The organism is Neisseria sp. RH3002v2g (assembly GCF_014596425.2).
In the GTDB taxonomy this organism is placed as follows: domain Bacteria; phylum Pseudomonadota; class Gammaproteobacteria; order Burkholderiales; family Neisseriaceae; genus Neisseria.
Genome location: NZ_CP110721.1, coordinates 1,388,977 through 1,411,908, shown reverse-complemented (window position 1 = coordinate 1,411,908; position 22,932 = coordinate 1,388,977). Strand labels below are relative to the sequence as shown.

The following is a 22,932-nucleotide window of genomic DNA, read 5'->3' as shown; positions in this document are numbered from 1 at the left end:
CTCAGGCCGTCTGAAATATTGATTCTCTTTAATCGACCGCTTTGGCGGTTGTCTTATAGTTTAAAAATATGAATTATCCGCCGTTACAAGGGTTTAAGCTGGTGTTGGCAACGTTGGCGCTCAGCTTGGCCGTATTTATGGAGGTCTTGGACAGCACCATCGCCAACGTTGCCGTGCCTGTTATCGCAGGAGATTTAGGCGCGGCGACCACGCAGGGCACTTGGGTGATTACCTCATTTGCCGTAGCCAATGCCATTTCAGTCCCCCTGACCGGCTTTTTGGCCAAGCGGTTTGGCGAGGTGAAAATCTTTATCGCCGCTGTGATCGGGTTTGTCGTAACGTCATGGCTGTGCGGTATGGCGCATAATCTTCAAGCCTTGGTTTTTTTCCGGGTGTTGCAAGGCTTTATCGCCGGGCCTTTGATTCCCTTGTCCCAAAGTCTTCTGATGGCTTCCTATCCGCCTGAAAAACGAACATTGGCATTGGCTTTATGGGCGATGACTGTTGTCGTTGCCCCTGTATTGGGGCCGATTTTGGGCGGTTGGATTTCGGACAACTGGCATTGGGGATGGATTTTCTTTATCAATATCCCAATCGGGGTTTTATCCGCTTCCATCGCTTGGAAACAGCTTAGACACAGGGAAACCGAAATCATTAGGGCGCCGATTGATTACGTCGGGCTGGTGTTGATGATTGTCGGTATCGGTGCATTGCAAATGATGCTTGATAGGGGTAAAGAGTTGGATTGGTTTGCCTCAGGAGAGATTATCGTTTTGGGCGTTACCGCTTTGGTGTTTCTGACCTATTTTATTGTTTGGGAGCTGGGCGAGAAATACCCGATTGTCGATTTGTCATTGTTTAAAAATAGAAACTTTACGATAGGCATCGTTGCCACATCGTTGGGATTTATGGTCTATATGGGCACATTGACCCTGCTGCCTTTGGTGTTGCAATCAAATCTCGGCTATACCGCTACTTGGGCCGGTTTGGCTGCTGCACCGGTGGGTTTTTTGCCGATTATTCTGTCGCCGATTATCGGTAAGTTTGGTAATCGCGTCGATATGCGTCTGTTTGTCAGTGCCAGCTTCTTGGTGTTTGCCTACACATTTCATTGGCGAACCGATTTCTATGCCGGTATGGATATGAGCAACGTCGTTTGGCCGCAATTTTGGCAGGGTTTAGGCGTAGCCATGTTCTTCCTACCTTTGACCAGTATCACGCTGTCGCATATGAAAGGCAATCAAATTGCCTCGGCCAGTAGCCTGTCTAACTTCTTGCGTGTGTTCATGGGCGGTGTCGGAGTATCCGTTGTCAGCACCATGTGGGAACGACGCGAAGCTCTGCACCATACTCAGCTGACCGAACATATTAATTCATTGTCCTCAATCAGCAACCAATCTATTCAAGGCATGATGGCCAATGGCCTGAGCAAAGAGCAAGCCCTGGCTGCGATAAATAGTACCATTTCCCAACAAGGCTTTATTATTGGCTCAAATGAAATCTTCTTGGCAGGTAGTATCATATTCATCAGCATGATCCCCATTATTTGGCTGGCAAGACCGCCATTTAACGGCTCCAACGGGGGAGGGCATTAGATAAAAGGCCGTCTGAATTTCAGACGGCCTTTTATCTATATATTATTTAAGACTCAATAACAGATCTCTAAATGCATTCGGATCTTTAATAAATGTCATTTCGCCTGATTGAGGAAAATGGAAATCCAGTAGGCGGGATACCCAGAAACGGATACATCCGGCTCTTTGTGCAGTAGGGAAATATGCACGTTCTTCATTAGATAAAGGACGCACGCTTTCATAGCCATGGATAAAAGCATCATAAAGAGCAGGGTCTAATTTATTATCGGCTGTCCGCGCCCAGTCGTTAACTGCAATGGCCAAGTCGTACATGAAATTACCGTTACACGCATAATAAAAATCGATAAAGCCGGAAACTTTATCTTCATTAAGCAGTACGTTGTCTTTAAATAAATCGGCATGGATAATACCGGAAGGCAAATGTTCTCCAAGATTTTCATCTAAAGCAGCAATTTCAGCTTGAAGCAGTTTGGCATCTTCGCTATCTAAAACCGGGAGCAACTGAGTGCAGGCATCATGCCACCAGCCATCATAACGGGGATTTTTCATTTTTAAAGGAAAATCTTGGCCGGCTAAATGCATTTTGGCCAACATCGCACCAGTGTGGAAACATTGTGCCTCAGTCGGCCAGCCGGTATCGGAGCCATTCAAACAGGTCACCAAACAAGCAGGTTTTCCGGCTAACATAGAATGCAGTCCACCATCTTTACGGGCAATCGGAGCGGCGCAGGCAACGCCATTTTGGCTCAAGTGTTGGTTTAGCTCTAAAAAGAAAGGCAGTTCCTCTGATTTTAAAACCTCAAAAACGGTCAACACAAAACGACCGGTTGAGGTAGTCAGAAAATAATTGCTGTTAGTAATCCCTTGAGCAATCCCCTGTAAAGAGACAAAATCTCCCAAATCATATTGCAGCAAGAAATCGCGCATTTGAGCGTCGGAAACACTGGTATAGACAGACATAGCAAACTCGAAACTGAAATAAAATCAAAGAAACATCATACCAAAAAACAAGCGTCAACAATATCAATTAAAGCATAGGTCAAATTCAAAAGGCCGTCTGAAACCAAAATTTCAGACGGCCTTAGTATTGAATCGGGTTGGATTTTGGAAGTGAATAGGGAAGATTTGAGGTGTTTTTAGAAAAATAAAAACCCTGTTAAAACAGGGGGGTGGTTAAATTTCTAGAAATAATTTTGCGAAAGGTGTTGACTGGTTTTGTTGAGAGGCGTATAGTTCGGTTCTTCGCCGCTGACGCGGTGAAGAAAACGAAGCAGACAGTATAACACAGTTGGTTGAAATTTTCGATAATTTTAGTTGACATTTGCTAAATGTACTGTATAATTCGATTCGCTCTTTAAAAAACAGATTACCGATAAGTGTGAGTGCATTAGGCCTCACACTGTTTGAAAGACAGACAAGATGATGTTTTAGACATTGTCCTGTCGGTTTCTTTGAAGCAGACCAGAAGTTATAAGTTAGAGATTGAACATAAGAGTTTGATCCTGGCTCAGATTGAACGCTGGCGGCATGCTTTACACATGCAAGTCGGACGGCAGCACAGAGAAGCTTGCTTCTTGGGTGGCGAGTGGCGAACGGGTGAGTAATATATCGGAACGTACCGAGTAATGGGGGATAACTAATCGAAAGATTAGCTAATACCGCATATTCTCTGAGGAGGAAAGCAGGGGACCTTCGGGCCTTGCGTTATTCGAGCGGCCGATATCTGATTAGCTAGTTGGTGGGGTAAAGGCCTACCAAGGCGACGATCAGTAGCGGGTCTGAGAGGATGATCCGCCACACTGGGACTGAGACACGGCCCAGACTCCTACGGGAGGCAGCAGTGGGGAATTTTGGACAATGGGCGCAAGCCTGATCCAGCCATGCCGCGTGTCTGAAGAAGGCCTTCGGGTTGTAAAGGACTTTTGTCAGGGAAGAAAAGGCTGTCGCTAATACCGACAGTTGATGACGGTACCTGAAGAATAAGCACCGGCTAACTACGTGCCAGCAGCCGCGGTAATACGTAGGGTGCGAGCGTTAATCGGAATTACTGGGCGTAAAGCGAGCGCAGACGGTTACTTAAGCAGGATGTGAAATCCCCGGGCTCAACCTGGGAACTGCGTTCTGAACTGGGTGACTAGAGTGTGTCAGAGGGAGGTAGAATTCCACGTGTAGCAGTGAAATGCGTAGAGATGTGGAGGAATACCGATGGCGAAGGCAGCCTCCTGGGATAACACTGACGTTCATGCTCGAAAGCGTGGGTAGCAAACAGGATTAGATACCCTGGTAGTCCACGCCCTAAACGATGTCAATTAGCTGTTGGGCAACTTGATTGCTTAGTAGCGTAGCTAACGCGTGAAATTGACCGCCTGGGGAGTACGGTCGCAAGATTAAAACTCAAAGGAATTGACGGGGACCCGCACAAGCGGTGGATGATGTGGATTAATTCGATGCAACGCGAAGAACCTTACCTGGTCTTGACATGTACGGAATCCTCCAGAGACGGAGGAGTGCCTTCGGGAGCCGTAACACAGGTGCTGCATGGCTGTCGTCAGCTCGTGTCGTGAGATGTTGGGTTAAGTCCCGCAACGAGCGCAACCCTTGTCATTAGTTGCCATCATTAAGTTGGGCACTCTAATGAGACTGCCGGTGACAAGCCGGAGGAAGGTGGGGATGACGTCAAGTCCTCATGGCCCTTATGACCAGGGCTTCACACGTCATACAATGGTCGGTACAGAGGGTAGCCAAGCCGCGAGGTGGAGCCAATCTCACAAAACCGATCGTAGTCCGGATTGCACTCTGCAACTCGAGTGCATGAAGTCGGAATCGCTAGTAATCGCAGGTCAGCATACTGCGGTGAATACGTTCCCGGGTCTTGTACACACCGCCCGTCACACCATGGGAGTGGGGGATACCAGAAGTAGGTAGGGTAACCGTAAGGAGCCCGCTTACCACGGTATGCTTCATGACTGGGGTGAAGTCGTAACAAGGTAGCCGTAGGGGAACCTGCGGCTGGATCACCTCCTTTCTAGAGAAAGAAGAGGTCTGATGCATTCACACTTATCGGTAAACTGTAAAAGATGCGGAAGAGAAAAGCTTGAGTGAAGACAAGATTCGCTTAAGAAGAGAATCCGGGTTTGTAGCTCAGCTGGTTAGAGCACACGCTTGATAAGCGTGGGGTCGGAGGTTCAAGTCCTCCCAGACCCACCAAGAACGGGGGCATAGCTCAGTTGGTAGAGCACCTGCTTTGCAAGCAGGGGGTCATCGGTTCGATCCCGTTTGCCTCCACCAAGCACTTTACAAATCAAAGGAAGCCTGCTATACTTAGCAGCTTATTTTGATTTGCGAAGTGAAATATCGACGCATCGATCTTTAACAAATTGGAAAGCCGAAATCAACAAACAAAGACAATGAGTTTGTTTTGATTTTTTATTCTTTGCAAAGGATAAAGAATCTCTCGCAAGAGAAAAGAAAACAAACACAGTATTTGGGTGATGATTGTATCGACTTAATCCTGAAACACAAAAGGCAGGATTAAGACACAACAAGCAGTAAGCTTTATCAAAGTAGGAATTTCAAGTTTGCTTCCCTAGTCAACGGGTAGGTAAACGAAGTCAGAGAGGTTCTTGAAATGATAGAGTCAAGTGAATAAGTGCATCAGGTGGATGCCTTGGCGATGATAGGCGACGAAGGACGTGTAAGCCTGCGAAAAGCGCGGGGGAGCTGGCAATAAAGCTATGATCCCGCGGTGTCCGAATGGGGAAACCCACCTCTTAGGAGGTATCCTTATCTGAATACATAGGATAAGTGAAGCGAACCCGGAGAACTGAACCATCTAAGTACCCGGAGGAAAAGAAATCAACCGAGATTCCGCAAGTAGTGGCGAGCGAACGCGGAGGAGCCTGTACGTGATAACTGTCGAGATAGAAGAACAAGCTGGGAAGCTTGACCATAGTGGGTGATAGTCCCGTATTCGAAATCTCAATGGTGGTACTAAGCGTACGAAAAGTAGGGCGGGACACGTGAAATCCTGTCTGAATATGGGGGGACCATCCTCCAAGGCTAAATACTCATCATCGACCGATAGTGAACCAGTACCGTGAGGGAAAGGCGAAAAGAACCCCGGGAGGGGAGTGAAATAGAACCTGAAACCTGATGCATACAAACAGTGGGAGCACCCTTGTGGTGTGACTGCGTACCTTTTGTATAATGGGTCAACGACTTACATTCAGTAGCGAGCTTAACCGAATAGGGGAGGCGTAGGGAAACCGAGTCTTAATAGGGCGAACAGTTGCTGGGTGTAGACCCGAAACCGAGTGATCTATCCATGGCCAGGTTGAAGGTGCCGTAACAGGTACTGGAGGACCGAACCCACGCATGTTGCAAAATGCGGGGATGAGCTGTGGATAGGGGTGAAAGGCTAAACAAACTCGGAGATAGCTGGTTCTCCCCGAAAACTATTTAGGTAGTGCCTCGAGCAAGACACTGATGGGGGTAAAGCACTGTTATGGCTAGGGGGTTATTGCAACTTACCAACCCATGGCAAACTAAGAATACCATCAAGTGGTTCCTCGGGAGACAGACAGCGGGTGCTAACGTCCGTTGTCAAGAGGGAAACAACCCAGACCGCCAGCTAAGGTCCCAAATGATAGATTAAGTGGTAAACGAAGTGGGAAGGCCCAGACAGCCAGGATGTTGGCTTAGAAGCAGCCATCATTTAAAGAAAGCGTAATAGCTCACTGGTCGAGTCGTCCTGCGCGGAAGATGTAACGGGGCTCAAATCTATAACCGAAGCTGCGGATGCCAGTTTACTGGCATGGTAGGGGAGCGTTCTGTAGGCCGATGAAGGTGCATTGTAAAGTGTGCTGGAGGTATCAGAAGTGCGAATGTTGACATGAGTAGCGATAAAGCGGGTGAAAAGCCCGCTCGCCGAAAGCCCAAGGTTTCCTACGCAACGTTCATCGGCGTAGGGTGAGTCGGCCCCTAAGGCGAGGCAGAAATGCGTAGTCGATGGGAAACAGGTTAATATTCCTGTACTTGATTCAAATGCGATGTGGGGACGGAGAAGGTTAGGTTAGCAAGCTGTTGGAATAGCTTGTTTAAGCCGGTAGGTGGAAGACTTAGGCAAATCCGGGTCTTCTTAACACCGAGAAGTGACGACGAGTGTCTACGGACATGAAGTAACCGATACCACGCTTCCAGGAAAAGCCACTAAGCTTCAGTTTGAATCGAACCGTACCGCAAACCGACACAGGTGGGCAGGATGAGAATTCTAAGGCGCTTGAGAGAACTCGGGAGAAGGAACTCGGCAAATTGATACCGTAACTTCGGGAGAAGGTATGCCCTCTAAGGTTAAGGACTTGCTCCGTAAGCCCTGGAGGGTCGCAGAGAATAGGTGGCTGCGACTGTTTATTAAAAACACAGCACTCTGCTAACACGAAAGTGGACGTATAGGGTGTGACGCCTGCCCGGTGCTGGAAGGTTAATTGAAGATGTGCAAGCATCGGATCGAAGCCCCAGTAAACGGCGGCCGTAACTATAACGGTCCTAAGGTAGCGAAATTCCTTGTCGGGTAAGTTCCGACCCGCACGAATGGCGTAACGATGGCCACACTGTCTCCTCCCGAGACTCAGCGAAGTTGAAGTGGTTGTGAAGATGCAATCTACCCGCTGCTAGACGGAAAGACCCCGTGAACCTTTACTGTAGCTTTGCATTGGACTTTGAAGTCACTTGTGTAGGATAGGTGGGAGGCTTTGAAGCAGAGACGCCAGTCTCTGTGGAGCCGTCCTTGAAATACCACCCTGGTGTCTTTGAGGTTCTAACCCAGACCCGTAATCCGGGTCGGGGACCGTGCATGGTAGGCAGTTTGACTGGGGCGGTCTCCTCCCAAAGAGTAACGGAGGAGTTCGAAGGTTACCTAGGTCCGGTCGGAAATCGGACTGATAGTGCAATGGCAAAAGGTAGCTTAACTGCGAGACCGACAAGTCGAGCAGGTGCGAAAGCAGGACATAGTGATCCGGTGGTTCTGTATGGAAGGGCCATCGCTCAACGGATAAAAGGTACTCCGGGGATAACAGGCTGATTCCGCCCAAGAGTTCATATCGACGGCGGAGTTTGGCACCTCGATGTCGGCTCATCACATCCTGGGGCTGTAGTCGGTCCCAAGGGTATGGCTGTTCGCCATTTAAAGTGGTACGTGAGCTGGGTTTAAAACGTCGTGAGACAGTTTGGTCCCTATCTGCAGTGGGCGTTGGAAGTTTGACGGGGGCTGCTCCTAGTACGAGAGGACCGGAGTGGACGAACCTCTGGTGTACCGGTTGTAACGCCAGTTGCATAGCCGGGTAGCTAAGTTCGGAAGAGATAAGCGCTGAAAGCATCTAAGCGCGAAACTCGCCTGAAGATGAGACTTCCCTTGTGGTTTAACCACACTAAAGAGTCGTTCGAGACCAGGACGTTGATAGGTGGGGTGTGGAAGCGCGGTAACGCGTGAAGCTAACCCATACTAATTGCTCGTGAGGCTTGACTCTATCATTTGAAGAACTTCAAATAATAAAAGCTTACTGACTGATTCAGTCATCACCGAATAATTGATTAAGGCTTTACCGATTTGTAACAGTTTAAGTTTGGCGGCCATAGCGAGTTGGTCCCACGCCTTCCCATCCCGAACAGGACCGTGAAACGACTCAGCGCCGATGATAGTGTGGTTCTTCCATGTGAAAGTAGGTCACCGCCAAACACCCATTCCGAAGCCTCCGACTGATGTCGGGGGCTTTTTACATGCCTGTCGTTTCTATCGGTTTGGCGGCAGAATTGGGGTAACAGGTGTTGGGATCACACATTGGGATAGTGATATGCCGGTGTTTATGGAGTATTTGTGCATCTTGGTATTGGAATCGGAAATATTTACCCTGTTGTTATTCTTGCACAAAAGTACCGAAAGTTATGGTTAACCGTTTGGAATGTTTGAAATCGAACGGTATTTGCGTTAATATGTCGTATGCATTTATATGGAATAGGGCCGTGTTCTACTGTCGTGTGGCAGTGTCGGCGGGGTGGGGAAAACCGTCCTGCAGACGGCCCGGTTGATTCAATCCAACACGTTATAGGAAAACCCTGATGAAGAAATTTTTATTTGGTGTAGTTGCCGCCGTGTGTACGGCATTCTCTTTGGCTGCCGTGAACGTCAATACGGCCTCTTCTGTGGAACTGGAGGCATTGCCGGGTATCGGCCCGGCTAAGGCGAAGGCGATTGTGGAATACCGTCAGAAGAACGGTGCGTTCAAATCGGTGGAGGAGCTGAAAAACGTGAAGGGCATCGGTGATGCGGTGCTGAACAAGTTGAAGGCGGAGGCGACGGTTTCTTCTGCCGCGCCTAAGGCCGCCCAGCCTGCCGTGAAAAAATAAGCCGGATTCTGCCTGTATGCCGCCCTGCGGCCGAACCGTTTGCCGGTTGGGCCCGGGGCGGCTTTGTTTGGGGCGGCGGGGATGAAGCTTGAACCAGTGGGAGGATTCCATTGGGTAAAGGGATAAACGGATAGGACGCCTATTGGATAGGGATATAAAAGATAAAGGGAAGAAAGATATGTACTTAAAAGCATTTGACGGAAAACGGAATGGGGCAACTGTGCAGAGGGGCTACTCATTGGTACAGCTGTTGGTGGTGATGCTGCTGGTTTCGATCTTGGCGGCGGCTGCCTTTACGGCCTATCGGGAATCGGTCCGCTCGGCCAACCTGCGTGCGGCGCATGCCGCGCTGCTGGAAAATGCGCGCTTTATGGAGCAGTTCTATGCGAAAAAGGGTAGCTTTAAGCTGACGTCGACGAAGTGGCCGGAATTGCCGGTGAAGGAGGCGGGCGGTTTCTGTATCAGGATGAGCGGTCAGGCTAAAGGTATCCTGGAGGGTAAGTTTACCTTGAAGGCGGTGGCGCTGGATAGGGAAGCAGAGCCGAGGGTGCTGCGCTTGAACGAGTCGCTGACGGCGGTGGTGTGCGGGAAGATGAAGGGGAAGGGTAGCTGTACGGACGGTGAGGAGATATTTAGGGGTAATGATGCGGAGTGTAAGCCTTTTATGGGGTGACAATAGGGTGGAATGGATAAAGGAGAAGAAAAAGGACGTGGGGTACACGTCCTTTGAGGAGAATGAAGGGAGCGATTATTCGCTCCAGCTGACTATGCCTAGCATCCAAGTAAGGAGAATCAGACCACCGAATACGATGCGGTAGTAGGCAAAAGGAACATAGTTTTTACTGGAAACAAATTTCAGCAAAGCTTTTACTGCCAATAAACCGGCGATAAATGCTGCGATAAAACCGATGGCAATTTGTCCGACATCTTGCAAGGTAAAGAGTTTGTAGTTTTTTAAGATGTCGTAACCTGTGGCTGCAATCATCATTGGTACAGCAAGGAAGAATGAAAATTCGGTAGCTGTTTTTCGTTCCAGCCCCCACAGCATACCGCCCATGATGGTACTGCCTGAACGTGATGTACCAGGGATAAGGGCACAAATTTGGGCGCATCCTACAACAAATGCGTCAATTGGGCGCATATCATCGACATGGCTGACTTTAGGTTTGGCTGTTGTTTGGCGTTTTTCAACCCATAAAATGAAAAAGCCACCTAATACCAGCATGGTAGCAACGGTAATCGGGTTGAAAAGATGCAATTTAATTTGTTTACTGAATAAGAGGCCGACAATCGCAGCAGGGATGAACGCGATAAATAAATTCAGCACAAAGCGATTGGCTGTTCGCTCTTTGCCTAGTCCTTTTATGATATGGGTAAATCGTTGGCGATATTCGAATACGACGGCTAATACGGCACCGAGCTGGATGGCGATTTCGAATACTTTTCCGTTGCTTTGGAAATTCATCAAGTCGCCGAATACAATCAAGTGACCGGTACTTGAAATAGGGAGGAACTCGGTTAAACCTTCGATGATACCGAGAATAAGTGCTTTAAATAAAATCAGAATGTCCATAAGTTTTCAGACGGCCTTGAGGCCGTCTTTCTTTTGTTGAATAGTTAAAGTGGTTTTGAGGATTGTTCGCGGCGGACTTTAATGATGAGTTCGTCTATGGTTTTCATACCGGCTTTCCAGTCGCTACCGTTGAAATTGACTTTGTATTTACCACCGACAATGACAGTTGGTGTGTTTTCAATTCGATAAGTTTCCGTCAATTGCTGCATTTTTGCAGCAGCCGATGCGGCAGCAGGGCTGTTATAGGCTTGAAGCAGTTTTTTACTGTCAAAACTTGTCTGTTTACTGACCCATGTGCGGAATACATTTGCATCAGCCAAGTTAATCTTCTGTTTGTAAACGGCTGTGAAGATGACTGGATTGGCCTGATATTTTAAACCTGAAAGATTGACGGCAGCGGCTACTTTGGCCAAGCCCAACATTTCAGGCATCCAAACGACGTGTTCTGTCCGTAAGGAAACATCTTTGGCGAAGGTTTTGCTGTGTTGCAACAAAACTGGATCGAGATGGTAACAATGGACGCAGAAGTAGCCAAAAAATTCTAGCACTTCAATTTTTCCGGCTTGCTGCTGCGGGATAGGGCGATTAAGAACGGTATAGTCCACGCCCTCGGTAGCAGCCTGCGCACTCAGACTGAGCAGGCTCAGGCTGAGTGCGGCAATAGTTTGTTTCATACGCTGCTTCATCAGTGATTCCATTATTTGGTAGAACGAATCAAGCTGTTGATATTATGGCCTTGCAGGTTTTTTTGCAGTTTCACAGCGGCTTCCTGCGGCATGGTGTTACTTTGAACTCGATAAATGGTTTTGTCGCCGTTTTGCGATTCAACCACTTTGGAAGAAACACCTAAAATAGCCAGTTTTGCACGTTGTGAGTCTGCGCTGGAGCGGTCTGCATATGAACCAAGTTGCAGGAAGGCTTTTTTACCGCTGTTGGCAGCTGCTTCAGCTTTTTCTGCAGACTGTTTACTTGCAGCGTTGCTGCTTTCTTTTGTTGCAGAGGCATTTGCTGCTTTACGTGCTTTTTCGATGCTGCCGCTGTTGAGGATTTGCTCAGGTGTCGGCTTGTTTTGTTTTTTGGCTTCGGCTGCTTTTTTCTCAGCCAATTTGCGCTCGGCACGCTCTTTTTGTTTGTCGGTCAGTTGGTCGGCCGCTTTTTTGTCTTTTGCAGTTTTATCAGCAGCTTCTTTTTCAGCTTTGGCTTTTTCTGCGCGTTTTTTTTCTAATTCGGCTTTTTTCTCGGCCAGTTTTTTCTTAGCGGCTTCTTTTTCTGCTTCCGCTTTTGCGGCTTTTTCTTTGGCTTCACGTTCGGCTTTGTCGGCGGCAGTTTTGTCTGCTCTTTCTTTGGCTTCGCGTTCGGCTTTGTCGGCGGCGGCTTTTTCAGCTTTTTCTTTAGCTTCGCGTTCGACTTTTTCTGCTTCGGCTTTATCCGCTTTTTCTTTGGCTTCGCGCTCGGCTTTTTCCTGAGCCTCTTTTTCTGCTTGTGCCGCTTTCTCTTCAGCTTCTTTGGCAGCCTTTTCAGCCGCTTCTTTTTCAGCTTTGGCTTTTTCTTCATCTGCTTGGCTGGACGAATTGTCGGTAGCAGGGCGTTTTTCTGCTTTGTCTTGAGGCTTCAGGATTTCAGGTTCTTCACTTTGTTTAGGCTGGGTCAGCTCTTTGAAAACGTTTTGGTTGCCTTGGTTCAGGAAGAACAAAATACCGGCAATAATACCTGTTGCCAGTATCAGGCCGAAAAAGAAACCGGCCAAGCCTTTGCCATATTGTGTAGATTTTTTCATGACTTACCTTGTAATAATGGGTTCAGACGGCCTGAAGGGAGACTGTCTGAGTTTGAATTCGATATTTTATCAATAACCGTTATAGACGGCAAAATCCTGATGCTTTGTTTACTCTAGTTTTACTTAAATATAAAGATTCAGGCCGTCTGAAAAGTTAGAGGGCGCGACGGAAACCGATGGCTTTCATCACATGGGTTTTACTGACTTCTTCGTCGCCTGCCAAATCGGCCAGCGTACGGGCAACGCGCATGATGCGGTGGAAACTGCGCGCGGATAGGGACAGTTTTTCGAGCATGGTTCCTAAGGCTTCTTGCGCTTCTTTTTGGATACGGGCTTTGCCATCGAGCTCGCTGACACTCAATTCGGCATTAACTTTGCCTTGTCGGCCGTATTGGATTTTGCGCGCGGCGGTAACGCGTTCTAATACGGCGGCACTGGATTCGCCGGCTTCTTGTTGCATCAGCTCGGCGGCGGAAAGGCTGGGTACTTCGATGGTTAAATCAATGCGGTCGAGTAGTGGCCCTGAAATTTTGCTGCGGTAACGGGCGATGCTTTCAGGCGTGCAGCGGCAAGGTTTGGACGGATGACCGAGATAGCCGCAAGGGCAGGGGTTCATGGCGGCGACGAGCTGGAATTTGGCCGGATAAACGGCTTGGCGTGCGGCGCGGGAAATATGGATTTCGCCATTTTCCAAAGGTTCGCGCAATACTTCCAATACTTTACGGTCAAACTCGGGCAATTCGTCTAAAAACAACACACCGTGGTGCGCCAATGAAATTTCACCCGGACGCGGGTCGGAACCGCCGCCGACCATGGCGGCCGAGCTGGCGCTGTGGTGGGGACTGCGGAAAGGACGGTTGCTGTCGAGTTGCTGTTGATGGTTGGGCAGGAGCGAACGCAATGCCCAGACTTCGACCAATTCGTCTTCGGTCAAAGGCGGCAGAATGCCGGGCAGCCGTTGGGAAAGCATGGACTTGCCCGTTCCCGGCGGGCCCATCATCAACAGGCTGTGTCCGCCTGCCGCGGCGATTTCCAAGGCGAGGCGGGCGGTATGTTGGCCTTTGACATCGGCTAAGTCGGGTATTTTACTTTGTTCAGACGGCCTTCGTGGCAGTTTGCATTCGGTTTGTGTCAACAGTTCGATGCCGTTTAAATGGGCGGCCACTTCGCCCAAAGAACGCGCGCCATAAACCGCAATGCCGCGCATGACGGCAGCCTGTTCGGCATTTTCTTGCGGCAAGACGAACGAACGGCCGGCCTGCATTCCCTGCCATGCCATGGCCAGCGCGCCGCGTACGGGACGCAGCAAGCCGGACAGCGCCAATTCTCCGGCAAACTCATATTGCGCGAGCTTTTCAGGATTAATTTGTCCCGATGCGGCAAGAATGCCTAAGGCAATAGGCAAATCGAAACGGCCGGATTCTTTGGGGAGGTCGGCCGGTGCGAGGTTGACGGTAATTTTCTTGGCGGGGAAGTCGAAACCGCTTTGGATGATGGCGGCACGCACGCGGTCGCGGCTTTCTTTGACTTCGGTATCGGGCAAACCGACGATATTGAAATGTGGCAAGCCGTTGGCAAGGTGGGCTTCCACTTCGACCAACGGCGCGTTCATACCGCTTAAGGCGCGGCTGTAAACCAAAGCAAGCGACATGTTTCAGACGGCCTTATTCGGCGGCTTCGGTTTGTTGTACGATTTCGGCAACCGCTTCTTCGGCAGCGGCTTCGGCAGCTTTCAAAGCAGCTTCTTCAGGCTCTTGGGCGGCTTCGAGTTTGGCCAAACGGGCTTCCAATTCGGCCAGCTTGGTACGGGTTTTAATCAAAACCTGTTGTTGGATGTCGAATTCTTCTCGGGTTACCAAATCCATGCGGTTAAACGCGCTGCCGAGCATGGCTTTAACGTTTTTTTCCATGTCTTTGGCAGGGCTGTTGGCGATGGTTTCGCTGATTTTGGAGCTGACTTCTTCAAAAAGTTGTTTGCCGAACATAATCCGTATCCTTTATTCAGAATGTATATAGAAATTCAAGTGGCTATTGTATAAGGAAAAAGGCCGTCTGAAAACGTTTTGCTTTTCAGACGGCCTCAAATGCGGAAGTTTACACGCCTGCGGCTGCTTTCAATGCAGCTGCTTTGTCGGTACGCTCCCAAGTAAATTCAGGCTCTTCGCGGCCGAAGTGGCCGTAGGCGGCAGATTTGCTGTAAATCGGGCGCAAGAGGTCGAGCATTTGGACGATGCCTTTAGGACGCAGGTCGAAATGTTCGCGAACCAGGGCAATCAGTTTTTCTTCGCTGATTTTGCCGGTGCCGAAAGTATCGATAGAAATCGAAGTCGGTTCGGCAACGCCGATGGCGTAGGAAACTTGGATTTGACATTGGGTTGCCAAACCGGCGGCAACGATGTTTTTCGCAACATAGCGGCAGGCATAGGCGGCGGAACGGTCGACTTTGGACGGGTCTTTGCCGGAGAATGCGCCACCGCCGTGCGGAGCTGCACCGCCGTAGGTATCGACGATGATTTTGCGGCCGGTCAAACCGCAGTCGCCTTGCGGGCCGCCGATGACGAAGCGGCCGGTCGGGTTGATCAGGTATTTGGTTTCGTCGGTCAGCATTTCAGACGGCAGAACCGGTTTGATGATGTGTTCGATCACGGCGTTTTTCAGCTCTTCGTAATCGATAGACGGATCGTGCTGGGTAGACAGGACGACGGTGTCGATGCGTTTTACTTTGCCGGTTTCGCTGTCGTAAACCACGGTCAGTTGCGCTTTGGCATCAGGACGCAGCCACGGTAGGCGGCCGTCTTTGCGCAATTCGCTTTGACGTTGCATCAGGCGGTGGCTGTAATAGATGGCAAACGGCATCAGGGTAGGAGTCTCGTCACAGGCGTAGCCGAACATCAAACCTTGGTCGCCTGCACCTTGATTCAGGTCGATGCCTTCGCCTTCGTTCACGCCTTGGGCGATGTCGGGGGATTGTTGGTCGTAGTACACGCCAACCGCGCAGCCGTTGGCATCAAAGCCCAGCTCGGAGGAGTTGTAACCGATGCGTTTGATGGTTTCGCGTGCGATTTTGATGTAGTCCACTTGGGCGGTGGTGGTGATTTCGCCTGCCAATACGCACAAGCCTGTGTTGACCAGGGTTTCCGCGGCGACACGCGCTTTGGGGTCTTGCGCCAAGATGGCATCCAAAATCGCATCGGATACTTGGTCGGCAACTTTATCCGGATGGCCTTCGGATACCGATTCGGAAGTAAACAGATATTCGCTCATTGCTATTCTTTCATTAAAAACAGGCTGCTGTGTTTTCAGACGGCCTTTTATTTCGGACAGCGGAAATCATAACAAAAACTCCGCTTTTTCTCTATACAAGTGAGAAACATTCGCACTTGCCTGCTGTTTCGGAATCCTGTTGCGCGTTTCTTACAGGCAAAAAAATTCCCGCATTAAGCGGGTTTGGATTGCTCTGGCGAGCCACATCGGTTTTTCAACCGTCCACCTTACCTTTCCGTTTGAAAAGCAGGTTGGCATGGAATTCCCAACTCTTAATGCAGCGCGGATAGTAGCAGAAAAGCAGGTGTGCCGCAATATATTTGCCCGAAGTCTGTTTTGTTCAGACGGCCTGTTTCGTTTACAATCTGTCCACTTCATTTTGGTAAACCCTTATGCAAACGCTTGTTACCTTTGTTTTTAAATTTTTGGCCGCGCTGCCTTTGGCTTGGTTGCACAAATTAGGCAACCTGCTCGGCAGTTTGGGTTTCCGCGTGCTGTCGAAAGATCGCCGGCGTGTTTTTGAAAACATGAAACTTGCCGGATTGAACCCGACGGACGAGGCAGTGAAAAAAGTTTTCCGTGAAACGGCAAAAGGCGGCTTGGAATTGCCGGTGGCGTTTTTCAGACGGCCTGAGGAAATTGAAAACCTGTTTGTCAGTGTCAACGGTTGGGAACATGTTCAGACGGCCTTGAGTGCGGGCGAAGGTTTGCTGTTTATCACGCCGCACATCGGCAGCTATGATTTGGCGGGCCGCTACATCAGCCAGCAGCTGCCGTTTCCGCTGACGGCGATGTACAAACCGCCGAAAATCAAGGCTTTTGATGCGGTAATGCAGGCAGGGCGTGTGCGCGGCAAGGGCAAGACTGCGCCGACCAGCATTCAGGGTGTCAAACAAATCATCAAGGCCCTGCGCGGCGGTGAGGCGACCATTGTGTTGCCGGACCATGTACCGTCTCCGGAAGAAGGCGGCGACGGCGTATGGGTGGACTTTTTCGGCAAACCTGCCTACACCATGACGTTGGCGGGCAAGCTGGCGCAAGTTAAAGGTGTGAAGGCTTTGTTTTTCTGCGGCGAGCGTCTGCCCGACGGCAAAGGCTTTGTCTTGCACATCGAGCCATTGCGCGGTGAATTGAACGGCGATAAGGAGAACGATGCGCGCGTGATCAATGAAAATACCGAATATTGGATACGCCGTTTTCCGGAACAATATTTGTTTATGTACAACCGCTACAAACATCCCGAAGGCGCGCCTTTCCCGCCGCCGGAAGTATAGGCTTGCCGAATGTAAAAAACCTGCTTGGATTCAAGCAGGTTTTGTATTTGGTCGGAATGAGAGGATTCGAACCTCCGACCCCTTCGTCCCGAACGAAGTGCGCTACCGGGCTGCGCTACATTCCGAATGTGGGGAATTATAGGATAGGAGAAACCGGTTTGTACAGGGGGTCGATAAATAATTAATAATTGGCTGCTGATGGATTTGTTTTGTTTTAGGCCGTCTGAAGCGATGTGTTTCAGACGGCCTGTGTTTTTGTTTGCTGCTTCTGCTGAAGCATTTGTCCTAATGGCATTATAATGTGGGCAATTGTTTTTTAGATTGTCTGCTATGTTTTATCTTTATCAGTCCGACCGTTTGGAAGCGCTTGCCGAAATGTGCGCGCATATTCATCAGGCCTTGCCTTTGGATGCGGTATTGGCGCCGGAAGAAGTGGTGGTGCAGAGCCAGGGTATGCGGCGGTATCTGAATGTGTTTTTTGCGCGCAAACTCGGCGTGGCGGCGAATTTGAAGTTCAGCCTGCCGGCCGGTTTGGCGTGGCAGCTGATGCGTAAATTGGTTCCCGATGTGCCGCCGCTCAGCCCGTTTTCGCCTGAGGTCATGCGTTGGCGTTTGCTGAATTTGTTCCGCAGCGAAGCGTTTCAGACGGCTCCGGAATACGAAAACGTGCGCCTGAAGCTGGAAAGTTATTTGCACAGCTCGGCATCGGCGGATTATCAGCTTGCTGGACAAATGGCGGATATTTTCGACCAATATTTGGTGTACCGGCCGGATTGGATTGATGCGTGGCAGGCTGGGAAGCTGCTGGGCTTGGGCGATGATGAGGATTGGCAGGCGCGGTTGTGGCGTTATTTGGACGATGGCAGCCAATCGGCGCCGCACCGCGTGGCCTTGTGGGAAAAGTTGTTGGCGCAGTTGGATAAATCGGTCTTGCCGCAAAGGTTGTTTGTATTCGGCATTTCGACAATGGCGCCGATGTATCTGCAACTGCTGCACCAAATTTCCAAGCATTGCGATGTGTTTGTGTTTGCGCTCAATCCGAGCAGCCAATATTGGGGCGAGGTCATTGACGAGGCGCAGATTTTGAAAAGGGGCGATGAGGCGGATTTGTCGCAGGCAGGACATCCGCTGTTGGCTTCTTTGGGCAAGCAGGGACGCGATTTCTTTGATTTTTTGTCGGAAGTGGAAACCGAGCAGGATATTCAGGTTTATGAAGAGGGAAAAGACGATACCTTGTTGCATTGCCTGCAAAACGATATCCAAAACTTAATTATGCCGTCTGAACGCTTATACCAACAGGAAGAAGGCGAGGCAGGCGCGCAGCAGGCTTGGGTTCAAGTCCACGATGCGGACGGCAATCCGGTGTGTGTCGAGCCGGACAAGCTGTTGAACGACGGCTCGGTCAAAATCGTCGCGGCCCACAGCCCTTTGCGCGAACTGCAGATTTTGAAAGAAGAGCTGTCGCTGGTGTTGCAAAATAATCCCGACTGGCAGCCGCACGATATTGCCGTTTTGACGCCGAACATCGAGCCCTACAGCCCGTTTATCGAAGCTGTTTTTGGACAGGAGCAGGCCGGCAGCCAGGCTTTGCCGTATTCGATTTCGGATGTAAAACTCAGCCGCCGTCAGCCCTTGTTGTATGCTTTGGCGCAAACGTTGGACTTGCTGGAAAGCCGGTTTGAAGTGGACAAGGTTTTGCCTTTGCTGGAAAGCCGGTTGGTGCTGCAACGCTTCGGTTTGAGCGAAGAAGATGTGCCGCTGCTGCATGAGGCTGTTGCCGGATTGAATGTGCATTGGGGTTTGGACCAAACCATGCGCGAGGGTAAAGACAACCTCTTTACTTGGCAGCAGGCGGTAGAGCGTTTGGCCTTGGGCTGGATGCTGCCCGAAGGCGGCAACGGTATGTGGCAGGGCGTGAGCGCGTGGCATAGCAACGTCAACCAGTTGGACGTGTTCAGCGGTTTTGCCGAATTTATCCGTACTTTGGCCGATATGGCGGCGCAATGGCAAGAGCCTGCCGATGTGGAAGGCTGGGTGCAGCGTTGCCACGATTTGCTGGAGAAACTGTTTGCTCCGGATACGGACGACCAATACGCGAAACAGCAGTTTGAGCAGTCTTTGGCGAAATGGCAGGAAGAGGCGCAGTTGGCCGAATTTGACGGATTGTTGCCGTGTAAAACCGTTATCCGCCATATCCGTCGTTTTTTGGACAGTGAAAGCCAAGCCGGATTTTTGAGCGGCGGCATTACTTTTTGCAGTATGGTGCCGATGCGCAGCCTGCCGTTTAAAATGGTTTGCCTGTTGGGTTTGAATGACGGTGATTTTCCGCGCAATACCAAAGCGGCGGTGTTCGACCTGATTGCCAAACATCCGAAAAAAGGCGACCGCGCCCGCCGCGACGACGACCGTTATCTTTTCCTCGAAGCCTTAATCAGCGCGCGCGAAATGCTGTATTTGTCTTATATCGGCCGCGATATACGCAATGATGCCGAGTTTGCGCCGTCTTCGTTAATCAGCGAGCTGCTGGATACCATTGCCGCCATGACAGGGAAAAGCGGGCGCGAGTTGGCGGAGAAATGGGTGAAACATCATCCTTTGCAGGCGTTTTCGCGCCGTTATTTCCAAAAGGATGCGCTTTCAGACGGCCTCTTCAGTACGCGCCAAGATTACGCCGATGCGCTGAACCAACCGCCTACGCAACCGCAGCCGTTTTTCCTTGAGGCTTTAAGTCAGGAAGAGCCGGGCAAAACCATTCAGCAGGGCGAGCTTATCAGTTTTTGGCGCAACCCTGTCAAAGTTTGGCTGAAGAGAAATTTAAGCTGGGATCAGCCGTATTTGGACGGCGCATGGGAATCTGCCGAACCGTTTGAGCCGCAACATGAAGGCCGGATTGCCGATGCCTATTTGGATGCGCGGCGCAAAGGTGAAGATTTTGAAGATACGGCCATTCGGCTGAATGCAGAAAGCCTGATGCCGGTGGGCGAATTAGGCGGCTTGTGGCAGAAGCAGTATCAGATATCTGCGAAAAACGTAGATGCCGAGTTGATACGCAGCAACAAAAGGCCGTCTGAACCTTATGAATTACACTTTGACGACTTGGTTTTACAAGGCACCATCGGCAATCTTTACGAATGCGGACGCATTGTGTTCCAAAACCAAAAAGACAATGCGCCCAACCGCATTGCCCGTTTATTGGAGCATTTGATTTTTTGCGCCGTCGCCCCTCAAACCGTTGCCAACCGACAAACCTATATTGTCAGCCTGGGACAGACCGAAACCTATGCCGCCATCGGGCAAGAGGCGGCGAGAGAGCTTTTGAAAGAATGGTTGGTATATTTCCGAATCGGACAAAATACCCCCTTGCCGTTTTTTGCCAAAACCAGCCTTGCCGCTGCGGAGGAGTACGGCAAGAAAGAGGATTGGGATGCTGCCTTGAGAAAAGCCTATGAGGTTTTTAACGGCAATAAAATGAACAAAGCGCAGAAAGAATATACCGAAGTGAAGCTGGTGTTCGGTCATTCGAACGAAGCGCCGCTTGAAGAGCCGCTATTTGAAAACCTCGTCGTCAATCTGCTTGTTCCGCTTTTGAACAGCGCGGCAGGGAAAAACAATGCAACAGAACAGGAGTAAAGCATGGCCACTTATACAGAATATTTGGATTTTGATACCGAAGAAGACAAATTGAAACAGCAGCAGCTCTATCAGGCGACCGAGTTGTCGGCGCAAACGGTAGCGACGGTTAAAAAGATCAGCCGTCCGCAAAACTGGCTGCTTGTCGCTGCGCCATATTGCCCTGATTGCCGTGTGTTTGTGCCGTTTATTCAAAAAATGGCGGAGCTGAACCCCAATATCCGCGTCAACTATATTGCCCGCAACGATTTTGACGACAGCAGCCGTTTTGAGAATCCGCGCCAACAGGAAATCGTCCGCGCCAATCAAAAAATCCCTGCGCTGTTTTTGATGGGTCATGAAGAGGAGGGGCCTGTGTTTAACGAGTTTCCGCAAGTGGTGTTAAACCAAATTGCGGCAGATGAAACCCGTCGCACAGAATTGCGCGATGCGTACCGTGCCGGCGAGTTTAATGCCGATATTGAGGCTCAGGTTGTAGCGGCCTTGGCATGGGCAGAGCAGCGTTGTTGAGTAGATATTGTTGGTGTGTAAGACTATATTTTGAGCCACTTTGATAAAGGGGACAATTTCTAGTGTAATTTAGTTCTTACCTAGATTTTCTCATTATGTATTTACGTTCTGGAACTTCAATGGTTTGAACAATTTCAAATCCCTCTTTTTGGTAGAGGTCTCTAGCTATTTGATTTGACTCAAAAACCGTTAGGGAAATACTTTCTATTTCTTCATTTTCAAACATTTCTTGAAGAAAGTATTGAAAAGCTTTTCTACCTAATCCTTTTCCCTGCTTCTGTGGAGCTATGAGAAATCTTCCAATATGAAGATTTTTATCTTCTAGTTTGATTTTCTGGATGATGCCTACAAACTCTTCTCCAACAAAAATGGAAAAAATCCCTTCCATCTTTTGCAAGGATTGGGCAATCAAGGGATAAGAAATCTTTGGCCCCATCCATTGCTTCTGAAAACTTTCTCCCAAAGCATTAGACCACTGACAAATGAGTTGGGCATTTTCTAACTGAAGTCCTTTTTCAAAGTGAATTTTCATATTTGCTCCTAAAACTTCTCTTATATCCAACTATTATACTCTTTCTCATATTTTTTCCGAATAATTAAGTATGATTCAACTTTATTTTTTTCTTGTTGGAACGATTCTTGCTTCCTTTCTTTGCTTTGTAATAAAAAGGCCGTCTGAAAAGATTTCAGACGGCCTTTTTTTAATGCTTAACGCTTGATTAAATTTCGATTTTATTCGGCGTAAAGGTTTGCCATTTGTTGCAGGCCGGGCAGTGCCAGAAGAAGACTTGGGATTTGAAGTGGCAGTTGCGGCAGCGGTACATGACACTTTTTTGCAGCTGGCGGCCGATAATGGAACGAATCATATCGGTATCGGCTTTCCACTCAGGATTCATACTGCTGAGTTTCAAACCAAGCAAGCGGTACACGCCGTTGAGGTCGGGTTTTTGGCGGACGAGTTCGACAGCGATTTGCGCCGCTTCGGTTTCGCCCTTGAGCAGCAGGGCTTTCTCGTAGATGACGTTGATCAGGTCAAGATCGGGAAAGGTTTGCATATAGCCGATGAGGCGATTGAGGCCTTCTTCCTGTTTGCCTTGTGCGGCATAGGCTTCATAGAGTTTTTCGCCGACCATGCTCAAATAGGCGTGGTTTTGCTGCTCGATGGCGGAATATGCTTCTACTGCGGCAGGGAAGTTGCCCTGACGATATTCGATGTCGCCGAGGATGATGTTGGCGCGCGTACATTTTTTGTTGGCTTCGAGTGCTTTGCCGATGTTGTAGCGGGCGGCGTCGAAGTTGGATTTGAACAGCGCGGCTTGGGCGATTTCGCAATAGAACTGGGCGATTTCAAACTGGTAGGTCTGTTCGTCATGGCTCAAGAGCTGCGCCATTTCGATGGCCTTTTCCCAGTCGCGGTCTTGTTGGTAGATGCTCAGAAGGTGTTGGCGGGCTTCGCGTGCCATGTCGCCTTCCTGCAAACCGAGGAAGATTTGTTCGGCACGGTCCACCAAGCCTGCGCTTTGGTAGTTTTGCGCCAATTCAAAAAGCACGCGCGCGCGTTTTTCGTTGACGGTGTCGGGCGAATCGAGCAGGGCGCGGTGCATATTGATGGCTTTGTCGTTTTCGCCGCGTTGGCGGTAGAGCTTGCCTAAAGTCAGGTTCAAATCGTATGACTGCGGCTGCTGGTCGATGACTTCCGCCAATTCGCGCGCGGCGCGGCCGCTGTTGCGGTCAACGAGGGCGTCAAGGCTTTTGTAAAAGCCGGCCGGTATGCTTTTGGCCTGTTTTAGGACGGTCTTCATATCGACGCGCGCGGCAAACCAGCCCATAGCGAAGAAAACGGGGAGGAGGACGATGGGTAGTAAGATGACCCACAATTCGTTGTCCATGGTATTCCTTTATTGATTG

At 49.7% G+C, this 22,932-nt stretch carries 15 protein-coding genes, 3 tRNA genes, 3 rRNA genes and 1 riboswitch; of the genes, 11 read left to right on the top strand and 10 right to left on the bottom strand.

Translation table 11 applies throughout. The annotated features are described in order from the left end of the window. Nucleotides 1-68 precede the first annotated feature (68 nt). Nucleotides 69-1,595 carry a DHA2 family efflux MFS transporter permease subunit gene (locus tag BBP27_RS06740; RefSeq protein ID WP_188211760.1) on the top strand — a complete coding sequence of 509 codons (1,527 nt, stop codon included), beginning with the start codon at nt 69-71 and terminating at the stop codon, nt 1,593-1,595. Between the two features lie 42 nt (nt 1,596-1,637). Here the strand turns inward: BBP27_RS06740 and thrB are convergent, their stop codons facing one another. Beyond that, complete coding sequence (gene thrB / locus BBP27_RS06735) at nt 1,638-2,555, bottom strand: homoserine kinase (RefSeq protein WP_188211759.1); 918 nt, start codon at nt 2,553-2,555, stop codon at nt 1,638-1,640. A 524-nt stretch (nt 2,556-3,079) separates the two neighbouring features. Here thrB and BBP27_RS06730 point away from each other — a divergent pair. The 7 genes from BBP27_RS06730 (at nt 3,080) to BBP27_RS06700 (ending at nt 9,669) form a co-directional block, all read left to right on the top strand. After that, a 16S ribosomal RNA gene (locus tag BBP27_RS06730) occupies nt 3,080-4,620 on the top strand. A gap of 105 nt (nt 4,621-4,725) precedes the next feature. Further along, nucleotides 4,726-4,802, top strand: a tRNA-Ile gene (locus BBP27_RS06725). Between the two features lie 5 nt (nt 4,803-4,807). After that, nucleotides 4,808-4,883 (top strand) — tRNA-Ala (locus tag BBP27_RS06720). Nucleotides 4,884-5,230: 347 nt separating this feature from the next. Continuing rightward, nucleotides 5,231-8,119: ribosomal RNA gene (locus BBP27_RS06715) — 23S ribosomal RNA — on the top strand. Nucleotides 8,120-8,214: 95 nt separating this feature from the next. After that, nucleotides 8,215-8,328, top strand: a 5S ribosomal RNA gene (gene rrf / locus BBP27_RS06710). The 16S, 23S and 5S rRNA genes sit together here with 2 tRNA genes alongside, the layout of an rRNA operon. Before the next feature lie 380 nt (nt 8,329-8,708). After that, a complete protein-coding gene (locus tag BBP27_RS06705; protein WP_188211820.1) occupies nt 8,709-8,996 on the top strand; it encodes a ComEA family DNA-binding protein in 288 nt (95 codons plus the stop codon). A 178-nt stretch (nt 8,997-9,174) separates the two neighbouring features. Continuing rightward, nucleotides 9,175-9,669: a type IV pilin protein gene (locus BBP27_RS06700; RefSeq protein WP_081456519.1), complete on the top strand. Its 495-nt coding sequence runs from the start codon at nt 9,175-9,177 to the stop codon at nt 9,667-9,669. Between the two features lie 75 nt (nt 9,670-9,744). On the opposite strand, the gene BBP27_RS06695 is transcribed toward BBP27_RS06700, so the two are convergent. The 6 genes from BBP27_RS06695 to metK form a co-directional block, all read right to left on the bottom strand. Continuing rightward, nucleotides 9,745-10,569, bottom strand: a complete 825-nt coding sequence (locus tag BBP27_RS06695; protein WP_188211528.1) for an undecaprenyl-diphosphate phosphatase — start codon at nt 10,567-10,569, stop codon at nt 9,745-9,747. A gap of 44 nt (nt 10,570-10,613) precedes the next feature. Continuing rightward, a complete protein-coding gene (locus BBP27_RS06690; RefSeq protein WP_188211527.1) occupies nt 10,614-11,255 on the bottom strand; it encodes a thiol:disulfide interchange protein DsbA/DsbL in 642 nt (213 codons plus the stop codon). 11 nt (nt 11,256-11,266) lie between these two features. Beyond that, on the bottom strand, nt 11,267-12,346 hold the full coding sequence (locus tag BBP27_RS06685; protein WP_188211526.1) for an SPOR domain-containing protein: 1,080 nt from the start codon (nt 12,344-12,346) through the stop codon (nt 11,267-11,269). Between the two features lie 154 nt (nt 12,347-12,500). Then, nucleotides 12,501-13,997 carry a YifB family Mg chelatase-like AAA ATPase gene (locus tag BBP27_RS06680; protein ID WP_188211525.1) on the bottom strand — a complete coding sequence of 499 codons (1,497 nt, stop codon included), beginning with the start codon at nt 13,995-13,997 and terminating at the stop codon, nt 12,501-12,503. Between the two features lie 13 nt (nt 13,998-14,010). Then, nucleotides 14,011-14,331, bottom strand: coding sequence for an accessory factor UbiK family protein (locus BBP27_RS06675; RefSeq protein ID WP_070849164.1), 321 nt, complete (start codon nt 14,329-14,331; stop codon nt 14,011-14,013). 109 nt (nt 14,332-14,440) lie between these two features. Further along, the gene (metK, locus tag BBP27_RS06670) at nt 14,441-15,610 is read right to left on the bottom strand and encodes a methionine adenosyltransferase (protein WP_188211524.1); all 1,170 of its coding nucleotides are present in this window, start codon (nt 15,608-15,610) and stop codon (nt 14,441-14,443) included. A 173-nt stretch (nt 15,611-15,783) separates the two neighbouring features. Continuing rightward, nucleotides 15,784-15,894: riboswitch (SAM-I-IV-variant riboswitch) on the bottom strand. 108 nt (nt 15,895-16,002) lie between these two features. On the opposite strand from metK, the gene BBP27_RS06665 reads away from it, so the two are divergent. Continuing rightward, nucleotides 16,003-16,884 carry a lysophospholipid acyltransferase family protein gene (locus tag BBP27_RS06665; protein WP_003745542.1) on the top strand — a complete coding sequence of 294 codons (882 nt, stop codon included), beginning with the start codon at nt 16,003-16,005 and terminating at the stop codon, nt 16,882-16,884. 48 nt (nt 16,885-16,932) lie between these two features. Here BBP27_RS06665 and BBP27_RS06660 read toward each other — a convergent pair. Continuing rightward, a tRNA-Pro gene (locus tag BBP27_RS06660) sits at nt 16,933-17,009 on the bottom strand. Between the two features lie 205 nt (nt 17,010-17,214). On the opposite strand from BBP27_RS06660, the gene recC reads away from it, so the two are divergent. Further along, nucleotides 17,215-20,514 (top strand): exodeoxyribonuclease V subunit gamma, encoded by a 3,300-nt coding sequence (gene recC, locus BBP27_RS06655; RefSeq protein WP_188211523.1) that lies wholly within the window; start codon nt 17,215-17,217, stop codon nt 20,512-20,514. Between the two features lie 3 nt (nt 20,515-20,517). Further along, the gene (locus BBP27_RS06650; protein ID WP_188211522.1) at nt 20,518-21,024 is read left to right on the top strand and encodes a thioredoxin family protein; all 507 of its coding nucleotides are present in this window, start codon (nt 20,518-20,520) and stop codon (nt 21,022-21,024) included. Between the two features lie 76 nt (nt 21,025-21,100). Here BBP27_RS06650 and BBP27_RS06645 read toward each other — a convergent pair whose 3' ends face one another. Together BBP27_RS06645 and lapB are read right to left on the bottom strand one after the other, a co-directional pair. Continuing rightward, complete coding sequence (locus BBP27_RS06645) at nt 21,101-21,556, bottom strand: GNAT family N-acetyltransferase (RefSeq protein WP_004521061.1); 456 nt, start codon at nt 21,554-21,556, stop codon at nt 21,101-21,103. Between the two features lie 187 nt (nt 21,557-21,743). Then, nucleotides 21,744-22,913, bottom strand: a complete 1,170-nt coding sequence (lapB, locus tag BBP27_RS06640) for a lipopolysaccharide assembly protein LapB (protein ID WP_003684462.1) — start codon at nt 22,911-22,913, stop codon at nt 21,744-21,746. Between the last annotated feature and the right edge of the window lie 19 nt (nt 22,914-22,932).

Bases quoted from the DNA above. Each gene is read 5' to 3' on its own strand.
- BBP27_RS06740 (WP_188211760.1), top strand. From the start codon at position 69: ATGAATTATCCGCCGTTACAAGGGTTTAAGCTGGTGTTGGCAACGTTG.
- thrB (WP_188211759.1), bottom strand. From the start codon at position 2,555: ATGTCTGTCTATACCAGTGTTTCCGACGCTCAAATGCGCGATTTCTTG.
- BBP27_RS06705 (WP_188211820.1), top strand. From the start codon at position 8,709: ATGAAGAAATTTTTATTTGGTGTAGTTGCCGCCGTGTGTACGGCATTC.
- BBP27_RS06700 (WP_081456519.1), top strand. From the start codon at position 9,175: ATGTACTTAAAAGCATTTGACGGAAAACGGAATGGGGCAACTGTGCAG.
- BBP27_RS06695 (WP_188211528.1), bottom strand. From the start codon at position 10,569: ATGGACATTCTGATTTTATTTAAAGCACTTATTCTCGGTATCATCGAA.
- BBP27_RS06690 (WP_188211527.1), bottom strand. From the start codon at position 11,255: ATGAAGCAGCGTATGAAACAAACTATTGCCGCACTCAGCCTGAGCCTG.
- BBP27_RS06685 (WP_188211526.1), bottom strand. From the start codon at position 12,346: ATGAAAAAATCTACACAATATGGCAAAGGCTTGGCCGGTTTCTTTTTC.
- BBP27_RS06680 (WP_188211525.1), bottom strand. From the start codon at position 13,997: ATGTCGCTTGCTTTGGTTTACAGCCGCGCCTTAAGCGGTATGAACGCG.
- BBP27_RS06675 (WP_070849164.1), bottom strand. From the start codon at position 14,331: ATGTTCGGCAAACAACTTTTTGAAGAAGTCAGCTCCAAAATCAGCGAA.
- metK (WP_188211524.1), bottom strand. From the start codon at position 15,610: ATGAGCGAATATCTGTTTACTTCCGAATCGGTATCCGAAGGCCATCCG.
- BBP27_RS06665 (WP_003745542.1), top strand. From the start codon at position 16,003: ATGCAAACGCTTGTTACCTTTGTTTTTAAATTTTTGGCCGCGCTGCCT.
- recC (WP_188211523.1), top strand. From the start codon at position 17,215: ATGTTTTATCTTTATCAGTCCGACCGTTTGGAAGCGCTTGCCGAAATG.
- BBP27_RS06650 (WP_188211522.1), top strand. From the start codon at position 20,518: ATGGCCACTTATACAGAATATTTGGATTTTGATACCGAAGAAGACAAA.
- BBP27_RS06645 (WP_004521061.1), bottom strand. From the start codon at position 21,556: ATGAAAATTCACTTTGAAAAAGGACTTCAGTTAGAAAATGCCCAACTC.
- lapB (WP_003684462.1), bottom strand. From the start codon at position 22,913: ATGGACAACGAATTGTGGGTCATCTTACTACCCATCGTCCTCCTCCCC.